We start from the raw sequence: 15605 nt of genomic DNA on the forward strand, positions 1-15605 counted from the left end.
TAGATGATGCTGTATCCCGCGTCTATGGTCATTCATATGATCAATATCGCAACGACCGAGATCGATTTCGATACGGGCGAGCAGCAGCTTTCGGCCCGTCTGGCGCTGCCGCAGGAGCGCCACGAGGGCGGCGTGCCGACAGTCATTCTCCTACCGGCAATCGCGGGGGTAAACGACTATATTTCCCGCACTGCCGAACGGCTTGCTGCCCAAGGATACGGCGTAGCCGTTCTCGATTACTATCAACGAGAGGGGCAGGCGCCTGACGTGTCGAGTCCCGAGAAGATCGGCGCCGCTGTCAACGCCTTGCCCGATCCGAGAGTTCTTCGGGATATTTCGAGTTTGGTGAAGGCGCTGCACGACCATCCGGATTGTGATGGCTCGCGGATCGGCGCGCTGGGGTTCTGTATTGGTGGAATGTACGCCTTTCTTGCCGGCACCGAACAGTCCGGACTGGCATGCGCAGTCGATTATTACGGTGCCATCAAGTACGCCGAGGTTTCGGCCAATAAGCCCGTTTCGCCGATCGACCGTGTGCCCGATCTCGCCGTCCCACTGTTATGTCATTTTGGCGATTACGACCGACTCATAAGCGCTAAGGATCGCGAGGAATTCGCAGCTGCCATGCAGGCGGCTCAGCGACAGTATGAAATGTTCGTCTATCACGGTGCACCTCACGCATTCGACGAAGATTTCCGCCTGCAGGTTTTCCGCCCGGCCGCATCCGCTGACGCGTGGCGACGAAGTGTGGCATTTTTCGATTTTCACTTGCGCGGTAAGCGCTAGCATCATTTGCGGAGACTGACTTATGGCCACCAAGCACAACGATCACGAGCAGGTGCACGACAAGCCCGAAGCACCGACTGCCGAGGAAACGACCTGGGCGCGTTTGATGACGGACGATGAATACTACCCGTTTCTGGTCAAGCCAAAAGTCCGCCCGGCCATGTGGAAGTGGGCCGATGTGGAGCCGAGGCTGAGGGAGCTCTCAAAAGATCCCCTCCGCCGTGCCGACCGGCGCTTCGTGTCACTGGTCAACGAGGATACCGGGGATGCCGGCGGTGCCCTTCCGAGCGTTTTTATAGGCATCCAGATTATCAATCCCGGCGAGCACATCGTGCCCCACCGTCACAATAGTTACGCGATCTACCATATCGTGGCCGGAAGCGGCTATTCCATTCTCGACGGAGAGCGCCATGACTGGGTTCGGGGCGACACATTGGTATGTCCGGGTATGGCCAGCCACGAACATTATAACGACGGCGATGAGCCCGCGATCCAGTATGTCATCCAGGACATGCCCGCCCGCGCGATGGAGCGGAACCTAATCTGGGAAGAGCCGATCGGCCGCATGTTTCACATGGTAGAAGGCAACCGGCCACATCAGGACTAGATTGCTCTAGAGCGAAGCCTCGCCACCGACTGTTTCCTCGCGCCATAATCCGAGCTTGCGCTGGGCAGCTCTGTCTGAAAAATCGAACAGGACCAAGTCGGATTCGGCTGCAATGCCGCGCTCCGTCCATCCGGGCACGGCCACGATATCGCGCGGGCCGATATCAAATTGCCGCTCCCCGACATGAATGGAACCGTGCCCCTCGACGCCAACGAAGACTTGACTTTCAGTCGTTCGATAAGACGCTGTTGCAAAACCGCAGCGTAACAACCGTACTCCAGCTGATATCGTGCGCAACACGTCCCCGCCGGTTTGTGGGTCGATGAATTCCATTGCGAAGCCTTGTCGGGGATCGCAGTCCGAATCTCGGGAAAACGCTTCCAGTGCTGCCCGCCAGCGATCGTAGGGATAATGGAATAGGCTGCGGTAATCTCGCCCCGCGTGTTCGGCCTGGAGTAAGGGACGCATGTTTTCACCAAATATGGCGTGGCTCGTCCCGGCGGGCTGTGCATTGGGATAGGCGGGCCCGTCGGCAAAAGACTCGGCGAAGCTGGCGCCGAATGCGGTTACGATCGGGATATCGAGGCCGTCGAGCCAGATAACGGTCTCGTTGCCCTCGTTGCCATGATCATGCCATCGGCCAGCAGGTGTCAGCACAAGGTCGAACGGATTCATATGCACTTTCTCGCCATCGACCGCAGTATGGGCGCCTCCACCTTCGAGCACGAAACGCAGCGCGCTTTGGCTATGCCTATGGCAAGGGGCTGTCTCTCCGGGAAGCAGGAGTTGCAAGCCGGCATAAAGCATTTCAGTAATGCGGGCCTCGCCAGGGTATGCCGGATTCTCAAGCATCAGCACGCGTCGCTCCGCTTCGGCTGCCGATATGACCTCTCCTGAGCGATCGAGCAGAGGCAGCATGTCCTCGAAGTGCCAAGCGTGGGGCTGAGAGCCGAGATTGGGCTCCGAGCTGACAAGGCTGCTCAGAACCGTCCATAGTGGCGCGGCCGCTGATTCTCGAAGGTCAGCATAAAGCTGTTCCCGGTCAATGGTTCGGTTCTCGGACATTCTACACGGGATAGATCAGCGAATTGGGGATCAATTCTGAGTCGAATATGCACTGCTTCTCGGCGATGCGGAGCGCGCCATCCTCTTCAATGAGAGTATCGCGATACTCGCCAACAAGCAGGATGTCGCTTGGTTGGTCATTATGGGTCCGAATCACGAGCACATTCATAGTAACTGCCAGTGACTCATCGCTTGGATCCAACAGTGGGATCCCGAGAATGTGCCGTTGGTAGTACGGGGCATGGTAAAGTGTTTCGGTGACCCCATAGATCCGATCGGCAATCATATCACGGCTTTCGAAGCGCATAGTGGCAAGCGGCAATCCAGCCTCGAAGTTTTCACGAGGTTGGACGAGATACGAGCATTCCTGCGCGAACACGCCGAGCCATTCGTCGTATGCGCCGCTATCGAGCAGGGAAGCGTAACGAGCATAGAGGGCTTGCACAGCAATTTGCGTTTGGGCGTCGATCACAACTCCATGACCTCGCGATAGTATTCGTACATACCCCGGATCAAACACTCGGTTACCATGTGCTCGGTATTCTTGGTGCCGGTACCGTCGAGTTCCGAAACAGTTAGCGACCACGGGTCGCTAACCATACCTTGTTGGGCAAATTCGATTACCTCGCCGTCGTCGGCCGAAACGAAGCCGGCCGGGCCGAACAGGTTCGCTTGGCGCAATCTTCGTCGCGTCATCTCCTCGCTATCCTCGGCGAATCCAAAATGGGTCCACACGAAGTCGAAAGCATCGGGTCCGCGTGGAATGATGTGACGCGTGGACAGGGAGTTCACTTGCTGTTGTAAAATGACACTTGGAAATAGGGTGGTCATTACTACCGTCGGTTCACCCCACCATTCCTCGGGTACAACGTCGAGCAAACGGCCGTCATTAAGCTCAAGCCCCTTGCGAAAACTCGAAACACCTTTGGTGACTTCGCCGTCTCCTCCCGCATTGCGCGATGACACCATGCAGGCATGCCGTTTTCTCGCATCCATGATCATGCAACTTTTCTGATCCGCGCGCCAAAGACCGAAAGTGACAAACCAAGTGTGGAGAAGACCCGGGTGATAGCCATCCTTGATGTTTTCCATCATCAATTTCCAGTTTCCCGGAATTCGCTGGCGCGAATAGCCGAGCACCTTGAGGTCCCGTCCATCAAAGGTACGATCATAATAGGCGAGAACCTCGGGGCCGAGATATTCCTCCAACGGTTCGACATCGTGATCAAAGCAGGCGAAGATCAGGCCGCCGCGCACGGCAACTTTGAGCTTGGTTAGACCGTGATCCTCAAGCGCGAAATCTTCTGGCATCCCGCCTTGGCCCTTCACACCATTGCGGAACGGCACGCCGAGCAGCCGACCGTCGAGAGAATAGCTCCACTGATGGTACGGGCACACGAGCGTTTTTGCCTGGCCGAACTTTTTGCGACAGAACCGGACCCCGCGATGTGCACAGTGGTTCTCGACGACATGTACTTCGCCGTGCCGGTCGCGCGTAACAATAACAGCCCGTTCGCCAACCCAGCTTGTCTTGAAGGATTTGGGTTCCGGTAGCTCGGCTTCGAGTCCGACGTAGCACCAGTGGCGGCCATAGAAGATGCGTTCGAGCTCGCGTTCGTAGATGTCGAGGTCGGAATAGAGCCAGTACGGGACGCGGCTTACGGAGTCCTGCATCCAGGCCGCGAGTGGAGCGGAAGCGTCAGTGTGGCTTTGTTTGTCGGTCATGTCGGGAGTTCCTTGGAAGAGGGAGATTTGCGGCCAAGCAGGAGAAAGACCGCTGTGGGGACCAGGGTGGACGCCGCGGCCGCCAAAAACAGTCCTTCGAGGCCGACGCCGCGTGCGAGCAGGATGCCGCCTATGGCAGGACCTGCGACCGCTCCGATGCGTCCCACACTCAGGGCCCAGCCAACGCCGCTTGCGCGCAGCAACGCCGGATAGGCGGCTGCGGCGAAAGCATTGCCACCCAGCTGGCCGCCAATCACGCCGATGCCAGCGCAGAATATGGCCGGGAGCAGGAGTGCCGAAGCAGGTTCGATCTGGCCGACGAGCGCCACTGCGATTCCGGCGAAACCGAACGTGACAGGGAGTATGCGAAAGGCGCCGAACCGGTCGATCAGCGGATTGATCAGCAGCCCGCCGGCGATACCCCCGACATTGAGGATCACGGTAGTCTGGCTGGCCGCCTCGAATGACAGACCGGCTTCGGTGAAGACGCTGGGCATCCAGTTAATCAGGAAATAGAGAGCAAAGAGATTGGCAAAGAATGCCAGCCAGAGCAGCGCGCTCAATCCGCGAAACTCTTTCGAAAACAACTGCCCGACCGGTACGAGATTGGGTTTGGCGAGGCCCCTGTTACTCAGCCAGTCTGGCGATTCCTTAAGCGCCCACCACAGGATGGGTGCGAGAATCAGCGGGAATATGCCGCCGATGACGAAGATCAGTTCCCAACCGCCGGCTTCCACCATGGCCGGTGCGGCCAGCCCACACATCAGCGCGCCAGCGGGAAAGCCGCAGAACATGACGCCAAGCGCCAGCGCACGATGCCGCTCGGGCGCGTGCTCGGCCGTGAGAGCGATCAGGTTCGGAATGGCGGCCCCGAGCCCGATCCCGGTCAAGAATCGCCACAAGAGCAGTTCGCCCATTGTACTCGACGTTGCGGTGAGAAGGGAGAATAGACCAAAAATTGCCGCAGCGATGCAAATAATGGGTTTGCGTCCCCACCGGTCGGCGGCCGCGCCGAAAAGAGTGCTGCCGATCATGAGGCCCAGCAGCGCTGCCGAGAAGACCGGGCCGAAGGCGTTCGTTTTCACGCCCCAGAGGGGAGCGATGACAGGACCGGCAAAGGCTATTGCTTGCGTGTCGTACCCGTCGAGCAGCGCCACGGTCGCGCAGAGCACTAGTACGCGCAGGAAGTGCGGGCTGCCCTCCTTGCCCGGTGTTGTGCGGTCTACTTTTGGGTCGGAAATATCGAGATTCTCGGCGGCAGTTGCAGGCAAGCTTCGAAACTCCCCAGATTGACAAGGCGTATCCGCGATAGCAGGTTGCGGGGGTTACTGATAGTCTATAAATTAATGTTTGGGTAAGCTTTACGCAAGGAAAAGGAGACCCTGCCTATGAGTTCGATCAATATGCTCTGGCCCGCGCCTGCGCCCGTGCTGCTGCCGGTCGATAGTATTGAAGAAATGTTCCCGGTACGGCGTGTCTATTGTGTCGGTCGCAATTACGCCGCACACGCTAGGGAGATGGGGAGTGACGAGCGCGAGCCGCCCTTTTTCTTCACCAAATTCGCCGACACCGCCGTACCGTCAGGCGGTTCCGTCCTTTATCCGCCGCGTACCAAGAATTTTCACTTCGAAGGCGAACTGGTGATCGCTATCGCCGAGCGGGCCGGAGCGGTCAGCGTGGAAGATGCACTGGATTCGGTTTACGGATACGCCGCCGGGCTCGACATGACTCGCCGCGACCTGCAGCTCGAGGCGCGCGACAAGGGTCGGCCGTGGGACACCGGCAAGAACTTCTCGGAAGCCGCCATAGTCGGGCCGATCTGCCCGAAGGCGCCGTTCGGAGAACAGTTCGACGGCAAGGGCTTGCGACTTTCCGTTAACGGTCAGGTCAGGCAGCAAACCGCCCTTGGGCTGATGATCTGGTCCTGCGCGGAAATCATCGCCGAACTCAGCACCTATGACGAACTCCATCCCGGTGACCTGATCTTCACTGGCACGCCGGAGGGAGTGGGCGCTGTCGAACGCGGCGACAGTATTGAACTCGTGATCGACGGATTGCCGAGATGTGAAATTGAAGTCGCGAAATGAGCGGCTATGTCTTGCACGATTTTCCGCGTGCATCGTCGGCCTATCGTGTGCGCATTGCGCTCGCGCTGAAAGGCATTGAATATACAGCAAAGCCTGTCGATTTTCGCCAAGACGAGCAAAGCAGCGAAGCCTATCTCGCTGTCAATGCTGCGGGCCTGGTCCCAGTCCTAGAAACGCCAGAAGGCAACGTGATCACTCAGTCGTTGGCGATAATAGGTTATCTGGACCGGCTTGATGGACCACGCTTGTATCCGGAAAAGCCTGTTGATCGAGCGATTGTGGACGCGATGGCATTGACCGTTGCCTGCGATATCCACCCGCTCAACAATCTTCGCATTCTCAAATATCTGGAACACGAGCTCATGTGTGATGAGGGTTGCCGGAAGCGATGGTATGCCCAATGGGTGACGCGCGGCTTCGTGGCGCTTGAAGCGCTCGTCCAAGCGCATGGTGGACGCTTCTGTTTCGGCGATGAGGTCAGTGCAGCTGATATTTGTCTTGTTCCCCAAATATATAATGCCCGCCGCTTTGATGTATCGCTCGAGCAATTCCCGGCTTTGATTGTACGCGACGACAGATTGCGCTCGCACGCAGCGTTCGATGCCGTGCACCCTGAACGGCCTGTGTGAATCTATTTATTGACTATAAGTTGACGTTGGTATAGCAATTTATCACATATAAGTTCATAATGGGGAGGTGGTAATGCGGACGGTGAGCAAGCGGATCTTGATGATTGGCGCATGCGTCGGGGCGTTGGCGCAGGCAACTGGAGTTGCTGCGCAGGAAGTGGATGAGGGCGAGGAGAATTCCGCGCCGACCATCATCGTCACCGGCGAACGTGTCGATCGCACGCTTATGGAAACGGCGTCGAGTGTCGACGTGTTTTCGGCCGACGACATCAATTCGCTCGCCGTTCCCGATACTGTTTCCGGCCTTCTTACTGTTGTCCCAAATGTCACGCAGACGGGCGGAAATGCCGGGCCGACGATCCGCGGTAGCAACACCAGCGGCGTGCTTACCGATGCCGAAGGCGCTTTTGGGGGTGCTCGTCCACGCACGACGATTCAGATCGACGGGCGTCCGTTGACGTACAACGAATATGTGTTTGCGGGGGCGTCGATCTGGGATCTGACTTCGGTGGAAGTTTTCCGCACTCCGCAGACGACGACGCAGGGCCGCAACGCGATCGCCGGGGCGATCTTTCTCAATACCGCCGACCCGACCGATATGTTCGAAGCTTCGGTCCGTGGGATCGTCGGCAATTACGACACCTATCAGGGCTCGGCCTACATTTCCGGTCCGATCTTGGGCGACGCTGTCAGTTTCCGGGTCTCGGGCGATTACCGGCAGCAGCGCAGCGCGATTGCCACCCAAGCAGGCAGCGCGACGGGCGACGATCTGGGGGTCGGCTCCGTGCGCCGCGAATATATCGGCACACTTCGGTCAAAATTGCGTATTCAGCCTGCTGGCGGGAATGTCAGGGTTGACCTGATTTATGCTCATCAGGAGACTGGTCGTCCGCAAGTCGAAGCGGTCGATACGACCCTGCCGGGCCGTGTCCGTGCCAATCCTTTTAATCCGTACTTTGAAGTGAATTCGGATAGCATTACCGGCATCGTCGACATCGATCTTGGCGATGGCTTCGGTTTTCGCAACACCACGACCTATGCCGACGCGGTGGCGCGTCGCTTCGTGCCGGAAGTGATCAGTCCGGTGACCGGGGAACTCGGCTTCGAAGGCCTTGGCCGACTTGCGCAGGAGGAATTCACCAATGAACTGTTGCTTTCCTACGAAAGCGACAGCCTCGAGGGGGTGGCCGGACTATATTATCTCGATTCCGATGCGGACGACTTCCTCGATATCACCTTCTTCGGTCTTTACGGCGGCACGTTCGTCGACCAAAGCCGGAGTTACGGTATCTTTGGCGAGTTTACCTACTCGCTGACCGAGCGCCTGCACGTAACGCTGGGCGGCCGCTATCAGCGCGATACGCAGATCCGTGATGGGGGTTATTCCTTCAATCCCGGTTTCATGCCCGGCGATCCGCTGGACATCGACATCATGCTCGATAAGGAGTTCGACGCGTTTCTGCCCAAGGGCGGCATCGCCTTTGACGTGACCGATGATGTGCGGATCGGCGCCACGGTTCAGCGCGGCTACAATCCGGGCGGTCGGACGTTCTCTTTCACGTCGTTCGAAGTGATTGACTTCGCGGCCGAGTTCGTCACCAATTTCGAACTCTACATGCGCTCGCAATTGCTCGACAACCGGCTGATCTTCAATGCCAACCTGTTCTATTCCGACTTCGAGAACGCACAGCGGGTGATCGAGGAGGATTTGGGCAACGGGTTCACGAATTTCGTGTTCTCGAACGCTGAAGATGCGCGGGCGGTTGGGTTTGAAGTCGATGCTACGATGGAGGCCAGCGACATTGTGAGCTTCGGTCTTGGCTTGGGCTACAACGACACCGAACTTGAGCGCTACACACTACAACCGGGTGTGGAAGGGAACGCATTTGCCCGCGCGCCGAAATTCTCCGCTTCCGGATCGATTTTCATCACTCCCGTCGAGAACTTAACGATCAGCTTCACGGGCCGCTACACAGACGGATATTTCTCGGAAGATTCGAACGAAACGGTCAATCGCATCGATTCGGCCTTCTTCGCCGATGCGCAGGTGGCGTACGACACTGGCACATGGCGCGTTTTCGTAAGTGCGCAGAACCTGTTCGATCACGATCACATTGTGCTTCTCACGAATTCCGGGACGCGGGCAACCTTTGCCGATCCGTTCGAGGTAATGGGCGGCGTGCAAGTCAGGTTTTAAAGGAGAGAGTTGATGAGGGCTTCGCTTAAATGTGTAGCGTTTCTGGCGCTGATATGCAGCACTCAAGGGTTCGCTCAAGAAACCGACACGCTCGGTGTTCCGTATGGCGGCCGGACTATCTTGCTCATGGTTCCAGACGATGATCTCGCGGTGCCATTTACCATTCAGGCAGACGGCACGATGAAATATATTGACATTCATCTCGACGACGGTGGCTTGTCAGGCAGCTATGTCCGCACCGTCGCCTATGAACTGAGAGGCGAGCAAAACGAAACATTTTGCGTTATTAAAGAGTCGCCCGTCTGTTTCGACTTTCCCGAGCTCACGACAAGTGTACCCGTGCCGGTCAACGTTGTCGCCTATGATACCCAAGGAGCGGAGGAGTGGACTGGCGGCGGACTTCTCATGTTAATGGAAGAGCGCTCGCCCTTCGCCGGAGAAGCGACGACAGGCGGCGAGTAGCCCTGTTTCGGTCAGCCAGCAAAACGGGCAGGATGACTTGCCTTCAGCGAATGTTCGGCGTTTACAAGACGCTCACGACACGCAATCGCCTTGTGTGTATGATACCGTCTTTGGCGGCATCACACCGCTGATCGCTCCTGCTGCGCAACTTTAAGCTAGGGGGCCGGTCTTCGATCATTGAGCGTGTTAGCGAATGGCTGGCTTCGATAGGCAATAATACTTTCCGCGAACGATGTAGACCTTTGCCAAGCCTGGAGACATTGTGGGCTCAGGTCACGGATCAGCATAATGCCTGACACTCGGCTAAAGCTCTTGACCGATCCCGGCCAAAATTATGGCCAGCCCGTGGTCAAGCCTCAACATTGGATCAACTGTTCGCAGCAATTGGTCCAGTGTCAAGGCAAGGGGGGTATCTGCGTAATCCTCTTCTCTTAGGTCACGCAACGGACTGTAATCGTAGCGGTGAGGGCCGACTTCCGCGCCCGTGTCGTACCAGCTGAAAAATCCCAGAACATATTGGTTCAGATGGAAGGTATAGATTCCGGCCCGGTCATCGGGAAGGCCAAGGCCCTTGAACAGTTCCATCCAGATCTGCGCGATCCGCCGCGCACCTTCCACGTAGGCGCCGAAGGTTTGGAGATGGTTGGCCACACCGGTATACACCTGGAATTCCTCTGAGTATACCGAGACGAATTTCCTGACGGCTTCCGTCCAGGGCAGGTTCGCATGTGGTGCGATCCGGTCGGCGATCTGATTACAGATAACATTCATTACTTCGACGACGAGTTGATCGCGGCTGCGAAAGTGGTGGTAGATCGCCGGCTGACTTACGCCCATCGCGTTGCCGATACCTCCGGTCGTCAATTCCTCGAGCGACGACTGCCGGACGATATTGAGGGCAGCGTCCACGATATTCTCGCGAGAAAGCGCAATCCCGTCGCTTTTTCGGCGTCTAGCCAATGACGTATCCTTTCATGCGAACCCTGCTACGGAGCCTATCGCTGATTGACAACATTCGCCATTGTTTATACCGTATAAATAATAAGTGCGGGAGGCATTACTGACTGCAAATTCTTCAATGTCTGATCCGCCATGGCCAAACAAGACAATCGCTTGGTATACGGTCGGCATTCTGCTTCTTGCTTATGCGCTCGCCTATGTCGACCGCTTGGTCGTCTCGCTGCTGGTTGAGCCTATTAAAGCCGATCTGGCGCTGAGCGATACTCAGATCGGCCTGATCGTCGGACTCTCCTTTGCGCTGTTTTATTCGGTCATGGGGCTGCCTATCGCGCGCTATGCTGATGGAGGTAATCGCAAGGGCGTTTTGCTCATCAGCGCCAGCCTGTGGAGCGCAATGACTGCGATCTGCGGTTTCGCGGCGGGTTTCTGGACGCTGTTTCTCGCGCGCGTTGGCGTCGCTGTGGGCGAGGCGGGTATTGCGCCAACATCATTGTCGGTCATTTCCGACAATTTTCCGGCGGAAGAGCGTTCTCGCCCGATCAGTATCTGGGTTTTCGGCGCTGCTCTCGCCACTGTCCTTGCCTTTGGAGGCGGCGGGCTGATGCTCGCCGATGGCGGCCCGATTGATCAGCTGAAAACGTGGCTGGGTATCGAAATGCCGTCCTGGCGAGTCCTCCTCATCCTATTGGGGAGCATGGGCATTCCGTTAGTCTTGGTGCTCCTCACATTGCGCGAGCCGCTGCGACGCGATCATGGAGATGGACCGGCAAAGGCCTCGGCTGTCCAGACGCTGGCATTCATCAGAGAGCATCGTTGGATGTTCGCCTTTTTCTTCGGCGGCACGGCGCTGTGCCTGCTCGTCCTAGACGGGATTTTTATCTGGCTGCCCGCTTACTTGATACGTAGCTACGGCATGTCGCTAAGCGAGGCTGGGACCTCGATCGCAGCCGTCAGCCTGGTTGCCGGTTTGGCGGGTACAGTTGGCTCCGGTTATCTCAACGATTTTCTCGTAAGGCGAGGATATAACGACGGTCCGGTCCGGGCCACATTGCTTTTGGCACTGCTGGGTGCCATCGCCCTGCCGCTCGCCATCGTGGTCGATCAGACATGGTCGACTGTGACTCTTTTCGGCGTCGGCATTGCCGGTCTGGCCGGTGCGACTACAGTGCCGCAAATCGCCATGCAGCAGGTCGTACCCAACCGCATGCGCGCGCAGATTGCCGCCGGTTACTTTTTTCTTGTTAATATAGTCGGCTTCGGGCTCGGGCCTTTCGCGATCGGCGCCACCACCGATTACATTTTCGGCAGTGAAGCACGGGTCGGTGACTCGATGCTGGTCGTAACGCTGGTCACAATGCCCATCGCGCTACTCATTCTAACCCTGGCCTGCCGTCCGTTTCGCAGGCTGGGCTTTACCTATTCGCCATCTGCAGGAACCCTATGACAGAAAAGCAGCTCTTTACGCAAAGTGAGTTCGACAGGCGGCTAGTACGCGTGCGTACCGCCATGGAGGCGGAGAGGGTCGACGCGATTGTAGTGTCGGATCCCAACAACATCTATTATCTGACTGGCTATTCGGGCATCTCGCACTACGTTCCGCAAGGCTTATTGGTCACTGCTGATGATATTAGATTTCTGATGCGGGAAATGGATGTCTTGGGTGCACGGATCACTTCGTGGCTCCCGTCTGAGGCAATTGTCGGCTACGGCGACGACACTCTTCTGTCTGCCAAACGTACGCCGTGGCATCTGTTGGCGGACATGATCCGTTCCCTTGGTCTCCACTCGTCGCGCATAGGGTTCGGTCAGTCCAGCAACTTTATTTCCCCTATCGAATGGAGCCTTATAGAAAGCCTGCTGCCTGACGCGCGGCTTCATGACACGAGATTGCTCGTCAATCACGTGCGCGCCATCAAATCCGTCGCTGAGATCGCGTATATGCGTGAGGCCGCGCAGATCAGCGATGCCGCGCTCAAGGACGCGGTAGAAATGATCGCGCCGGGTGTGCGCGAGTGCGACCTTGCGGGCAAGATCACCGCACGCTTGGTTGGTGGCACGGCCGAGTTCGGTGGCGGAATGGCCTATCCGCCGATGATGCCCTCAGGCGAAAAGACCAGCACGCCACACCTCATGTGGACCGACGATCCTTATTCTTCCGACACGCAGGTTAATATCGAAGTTGGCGGCATGCGGCACTGGTATGTCAGCCCCGCCTCGCGTTCGATCAAGCTGGGTAAACCCTCGGCCAAGCTCCGAGACCTCGAGGCTGTTACTGTCGAAGGAATGGAAGCCGCGTTAGACAAAGCCGCGCCTGGTATTCGATGCGAGGAGATCGAACAGGCATTTCGCAACGTCACTGCATGTTCCGGTTACGAAAAGACATCGCGCATCGGCTACGCCGTCGGCTTGGGTTTCCTGCCGCCCGGCTGGATCGAGCTCACTTCGAACTTAGCCTCGGGCGACCGAACCGAACTGCGACCGGGCATGACCTATCATCTCATGCTTGGCATGTGGTTCCCAGGAGACAGTTTCGTCCTTAGCGAAACTTTCGTGGTGACCGACACGGGTTGCGAAAGCCTGTGCAGCATGCCCCGTGAGTTGATGATCAAGGAAAATTGATGAACCGAAGAGCATTCTCCCAATTGTTTGTGACAACGTTTGCGGCAGCGGCGACCGGCTCTTGCCGAAGCATGGTGGACGCTCCATCTGTTGACGATCCAACGGTCATGTCGATCAGACAGCTCGGCGAAGCGTTCCGCGCAAATACGCTTGATCCTGTTGCCGTTACCGAGGAATTTCTGGAGCGAATCGCAAATACGCAATCGACCATCAATGCCTATTCTCATATCGACCGGGAGGGCGCACTCGCCGGCGCGCGCGCAGCCCGGGATCGCTTCGCTCGAGGCAATCCGATCGGTCCGCTCGATGGGATACCGCTTGCGTTCAAAGACCAGTTTCAAGTCGCAGGAATGCAAAGGCACTTCGGGAGCGCACTGCGAATGGGCGGCCCGCCAGACGCAAGCGACGAGCAAGTTGTCGCGCGGATACGCGCGACCGGCTGCGTGATCCTCGGTAAGACTACCCAATGCGACGAAGGGGCGGTATCGATCAGCCGGAGCAGCGCCACTGGCATAACACGCAACCCTGCCGCGCGCGATTGCCATGCCGGAGGCTCGAGCAGTGGCGCGGCAGCGGCAGCGGCGGCCCGGCTCGGTCCGATCCAGATGGCCGCCGACCAAGGTGGGTCGATTCGCGAGCCTGCCAGTCTGACCGGCTGTTACGGGTTTAAGCCATCGACCGGCCTTATACCGCGCGATTCCGAATATGGCGTATATGGGCCGATTGCCGCTCAGTTGGCCGACATCAGACCTGTGCTGGAGGCGGCCGCAGGGCGGGTTCTGCCGCACCATATGTCGCACCTCGCGGACCTTCGCATTGCCTATATGCCCTATTGTGGCGATTGCTTGCCGCCCAGCCCCGCCGTTGCCGATGCCTGTTCGCGAGCCGTCGAGCGATTGCAGGCGTCCGGTGTCGAGGTGACGCAGATTGAACCAGTCATTCCCTACGGTGTGTTGAAGGATATCGCAGCATATTTCTATGCCGAAAGCGTCGGAGAGATCGTGGGCGAGTTTGGGCTCGATGCCGTCCTAGCCAGCGGCGAGCGGTGTTTTGCTGAGCATGCCCAAGCAACCATAGCTCTCGATCCCGAGGCGATCGGTGAATGGGCAGGTTCGGCCTTTGCAAGCCTCGACAGCGCGCTCGAAGCGCATCCGGTCCACACCTATGACATCGTCCTTACACCGACTATTCCGTTTGTCGCCTTTCCTCTGGAACGATGTTATCCGACAGAAGCAGAAACAACTCCTGACTACGCCATATGGAAGCAGCGATATGGAATCTCGCAAGAGCATTCGGTCGCGCTGGCTGTCGGAACCTATATGAAAACTCCGGAGATCACATTCCCTGTTGCCGGCAGCGAGGACACCAAGCCGGTCGGCTTGAGTGCGGTCGCTTCGCGCGGCGGCGATGCGGTGTTGCTTGAGTTTGCAGAACTCGCCGACCCCGTGCTGGTAAGTGGCTGATGGCCGAATTGCAGGGCATCGACCTCGACCGGCCCGGACGACAAACGGGTACAGTCGAAATCCGCGATGGGAGTGATAGCGTACGCATTCCGATCGTTTCGATTGGCGATGGCGAAGGGCCGAACTTGTTTATCAACGCCGGGTCGCATGGCGACGAATATGAGGGGCCGATAGCATTGCGCAATGTGCTGCGCGATCTCGATCCGGGCGGCATTCGCGGGCAACTTATCGCAATCCCCAGTCTTAATCCCCCAGCGGCGCGCGCGATCGCACGTACTTCGCCGATCGATAATATCGATCTGAACCGCGCTTTCCCGGGCAAAGCCGATGGTTCGCTATCGCAAAGGATCGCCGCGTTCGTATCCGAGGTGATTGTCCCGCGCTGCAAGGCCGTGGTCGATCTGCACGCGGCGGGCAGGGATTATCAGTTCGAGCCCTATGTGATGATGCACGTTCCCGAGCAGTTGCAGTCGCGCGCACTGTTCGATGAGACACTGATGGCTGCGCAAGCTTTCGGTTTGCCGCGTATTTTCGTGGTGGAAGAACCCGAACGGGATGGGATTTTGAGTTCGGAGGGAATGCTCGACACGTTTGTGGAATCGCTCGGCAAGGTTTTCCTGTGCATCGAGGCGGGCGGGGCCGGTACCACGACCCCGCAAACGGTCGCGGTGACCGAGCGCGGCATTCAGAACATGCTGGCCCATTTCGGACTGACCGGGGACGCTGTCGATATTCCCGGTGGGCCTATCACGCCGTCGCATATTCACGCCAAAGGTTTCCAATTCGCGCCCGTTGGAGGGCTGCTGGAGATTACCTGCGAGCTCGGCTCACAGCTGGCCGCTGGTGAGCCGTTCGCCCGCATCCACGCGCTCGATTCCGACGGGAGCAATCCGCAGGACTGTACCGCCACCATCGATGGGATATTCGCCGCCCGCCGCCATCCCGCTTTCGTCGAGGAGGGAGGGCTGATCGGTGGGATCGCGCAGCCCTTCGCGACCTGATTAC

At 57.9% G+C, this 15605-nt stretch carries 15 protein-coding genes; 10 read left to right on the forward strand and 5 right to left on the reverse strand.

Annotation, left to right across the window (positions count from 1 at the left end; genetic code table 11):
- Positions 1 to 3 precede the first annotated feature (3 nt).
- On the forward strand, positions 4 to 786 hold the full coding sequence (locus HFP57_RS01940) for a dienelactone hydrolase family protein (RefSeq protein WP_176868185.1): 783 nt from the start codon (positions 4 to 6) through the stop codon (positions 784 to 786).
- A 22-nt stretch (positions 787 to 808) separates the two neighbouring features.
- Positions 809 to 1393 carry a cupin domain-containing protein gene (locus tag HFP57_RS01945; RefSeq protein WP_176868186.1) on the forward strand — a complete coding sequence of 195 codons (585 nt, stop codon included), beginning with the start codon at positions 809 to 811 and terminating at the stop codon, positions 1391 to 1393.
- A 6-nt stretch (positions 1394 to 1399) separates the two neighbouring features.
- Here HFP57_RS01945 and HFP57_RS01950 read toward each other — a convergent pair whose 3' ends face one another.
- From HFP57_RS01950 to HFP57_RS01965, 4 genes are read right to left on the reverse strand one after another with little or no spacing between them, the layout of a single operon-like run.
- Positions 1400 to 2458: a cupin domain-containing protein gene (locus HFP57_RS01950; RefSeq protein ID WP_176868187.1), complete on the reverse strand. Its 1059-nt coding sequence runs from the start codon at positions 2456 to 2458 to the stop codon at positions 1400 to 1402.
- A 1-nt stretch (position 2459) separates the two neighbouring features.
- Positions 2460 to 2930 (reverse strand): aromatic-ring-hydroxylating dioxygenase subunit beta, encoded by a 471-nt coding sequence (locus HFP57_RS01955; RefSeq protein ID WP_176868188.1) that lies wholly within the window; start codon positions 2928 to 2930, stop codon positions 2460 to 2462.
- Positions 2927 to 4183: an aromatic ring-hydroxylating dioxygenase subunit alpha gene (locus HFP57_RS01960; RefSeq protein ID WP_218135056.1), complete on the reverse strand. Its 1257-nt coding sequence runs from the start codon at positions 4181 to 4183 to the stop codon at positions 2927 to 2929. The genes HFP57_RS01955 and HFP57_RS01960 overlap by 4 nt, the downstream gene beginning before the upstream one ends.
- On the reverse strand, positions 4180 to 5454 hold the full coding sequence (locus HFP57_RS01965) for an MFS transporter (protein WP_176868189.1): 1275 nt from the start codon (positions 5452 to 5454) through the stop codon (positions 4180 to 4182). Before HFP57_RS01965 ends, HFP57_RS01960 begins: the two co-directional genes overlap by 4 nt.
- Positions 5455 to 5571: 117 nt before the next feature.
- Between HFP57_RS01965 and HFP57_RS01970 the strand changes: the two genes are divergently transcribed.
- The 4 genes from HFP57_RS01970 to HFP57_RS01985 all read left to right on the forward strand — a co-directional run bounded on the left by HFP57_RS01970 (position 5572) and on the right by HFP57_RS01985 (position 9558).
- Entirely contained in the window at positions 5572 to 6270 is a 699-nt protein-coding gene (locus HFP57_RS01970) for a fumarylacetoacetate hydrolase family protein (protein WP_218135057.1), read from the forward strand.
- Entirely contained in the window at positions 6267 to 6899 is a 633-nt protein-coding gene (gene maiA, locus HFP57_RS01975) for a maleylacetoacetate isomerase (protein ID WP_176868190.1), read from the forward strand. The genes HFP57_RS01970 and maiA overlap by 4 nt, the downstream gene beginning before the upstream one ends.
- Positions 6900 to 6972: 73 nt before the next feature.
- Positions 6973 to 9096 (forward strand): TonB-dependent receptor, encoded by a 2124-nt coding sequence (locus tag HFP57_RS01980; protein ID WP_176868191.1) that lies wholly within the window; start codon positions 6973 to 6975, stop codon positions 9094 to 9096.
- Positions 9097 to 9108: 12 nt separating this feature from the next.
- The gene (locus tag HFP57_RS01985; protein WP_176868192.1) at positions 9109 to 9558 is read left to right on the forward strand and encodes a hypothetical protein; all 450 of its coding nucleotides are present in this window, start codon (positions 9109 to 9111) and stop codon (positions 9556 to 9558) included.
- 303 nt (positions 9559 to 9861) lie between these two features.
- Here HFP57_RS01985 and HFP57_RS01990 read toward each other — a convergent pair whose 3' ends face one another.
- The gene (locus tag HFP57_RS01990; RefSeq protein ID WP_176868193.1) at positions 9862 to 10467 is read right to left on the reverse strand and encodes a TetR/AcrR family transcriptional regulator; all 606 of its coding nucleotides are present in this window, start codon (positions 10465 to 10467) and stop codon (positions 9862 to 9864) included.
- A 169-nt stretch (positions 10468 to 10636) separates the two neighbouring features.
- Here HFP57_RS01990 and HFP57_RS01995 point away from each other — a divergent pair, with 169 nt between their 5' ends.
- From HFP57_RS01995 to HFP57_RS02010, 4 genes are read left to right on the forward strand one after another with little or no spacing between them, the layout of a single operon-like run.
- Positions 10637 to 11962, forward strand: coding sequence for an MFS transporter (locus HFP57_RS01995; protein ID WP_176868194.1), 1326 nt, complete (start codon positions 10637 to 10639; stop codon positions 11960 to 11962).
- Positions 11959 to 13137, forward strand: coding sequence for a M24 family metallopeptidase (locus HFP57_RS02000; protein WP_176868195.1), 1179 nt, complete (start codon positions 11959 to 11961; stop codon positions 13135 to 13137). Before HFP57_RS01995 ends, HFP57_RS02000 begins: the two co-directional genes overlap by 4 nt.
- Positions 13137 to 14600, forward strand: a complete 1464-nt coding sequence (locus tag HFP57_RS02005; protein WP_176868196.1) for an amidase family protein — start codon at positions 13137 to 13139, stop codon at positions 14598 to 14600. The genes HFP57_RS02000 and HFP57_RS02005 overlap by 1 nt, the downstream gene beginning before the upstream one ends.
- The gene (locus tag HFP57_RS02010) at positions 14600 to 15601 is read left to right on the forward strand and encodes a M14 family metallopeptidase (protein ID WP_176868197.1); all 1002 of its coding nucleotides are present in this window, start codon (positions 14600 to 14602) and stop codon (positions 15599 to 15601) included. Before HFP57_RS02005 ends, HFP57_RS02010 begins: the two co-directional genes overlap by 1 nt.
- Positions 15602 to 15605: the final 4 nt, after the last annotated feature.

The organism is Parasphingopyxis algicola (assembly GCF_013378075.1).
Classification (GTDB): domain Bacteria; phylum Pseudomonadota; class Alphaproteobacteria; order Sphingomonadales; family Sphingomonadaceae; genus Parasphingopyxis; species Parasphingopyxis algicola.

Bases quoted from the DNA above. Each gene is read 5' to 3' on its own strand.
- HFP57_RS01940 (WP_176868185.1), top strand. From the start codon at position 4: ATGATGCTGTATCCCGCGTCTATGGTCATTCATATGATCAATATCGCA.
- HFP57_RS01945 (WP_176868186.1), top strand. From the start codon at position 809: ATGGCCACCAAGCACAACGATCACGAGCAGGTGCACGACAAGCCCGAA.
- HFP57_RS01950 (WP_176868187.1), bottom strand. From the start codon at position 2,458: ATGTCCGAGAACCGAACCATTGACCGGGAACAGCTTTATGCTGACCTT.
- HFP57_RS01960 (WP_218135056.1), bottom strand. From the start codon at position 4,183: ATGACCGACAAACAAAGCCACACTGACGCTTCCGCTCCACTCGCGGCC.
- HFP57_RS01970 (WP_218135057.1), top strand. From the start codon at position 5,572: ATGAGTTCGATCAATATGCTCTGGCCCGCGCCTGCGCCCGTGCTGCTG.
- maiA (WP_176868190.1), top strand. From the start codon at position 6,267: ATGAGCGGCTATGTCTTGCACGATTTTCCGCGTGCATCGTCGGCCTAT.
- HFP57_RS01980 (WP_176868191.1), top strand. From the start codon at position 6,973: ATGCGGACGGTGAGCAAGCGGATCTTGATGATTGGCGCATGCGTCGGG.
- HFP57_RS01985 (WP_176868192.1), top strand. From the start codon at position 9,109: ATGAGGGCTTCGCTTAAATGTGTAGCGTTTCTGGCGCTGATATGCAGC.
- HFP57_RS01995 (WP_176868194.1), top strand. From the start codon at position 10,637: ATGTCTGATCCGCCATGGCCAAACAAGACAATCGCTTGGTATACGGTC.
- HFP57_RS02000 (WP_176868195.1), top strand. From the start codon at position 11,959: ATGACAGAAAAGCAGCTCTTTACGCAAAGTGAGTTCGACAGGCGGCTA.
- HFP57_RS02005 (WP_176868196.1), top strand. From the start codon at position 13,137: ATGAACCGAAGAGCATTCTCCCAATTGTTTGTGACAACGTTTGCGGCA.
- HFP57_RS02010 (WP_176868197.1), top strand. From the start codon at position 14,600: ATGGCCGAATTGCAGGGCATCGACCTCGACCGGCCCGGACGACAAACG.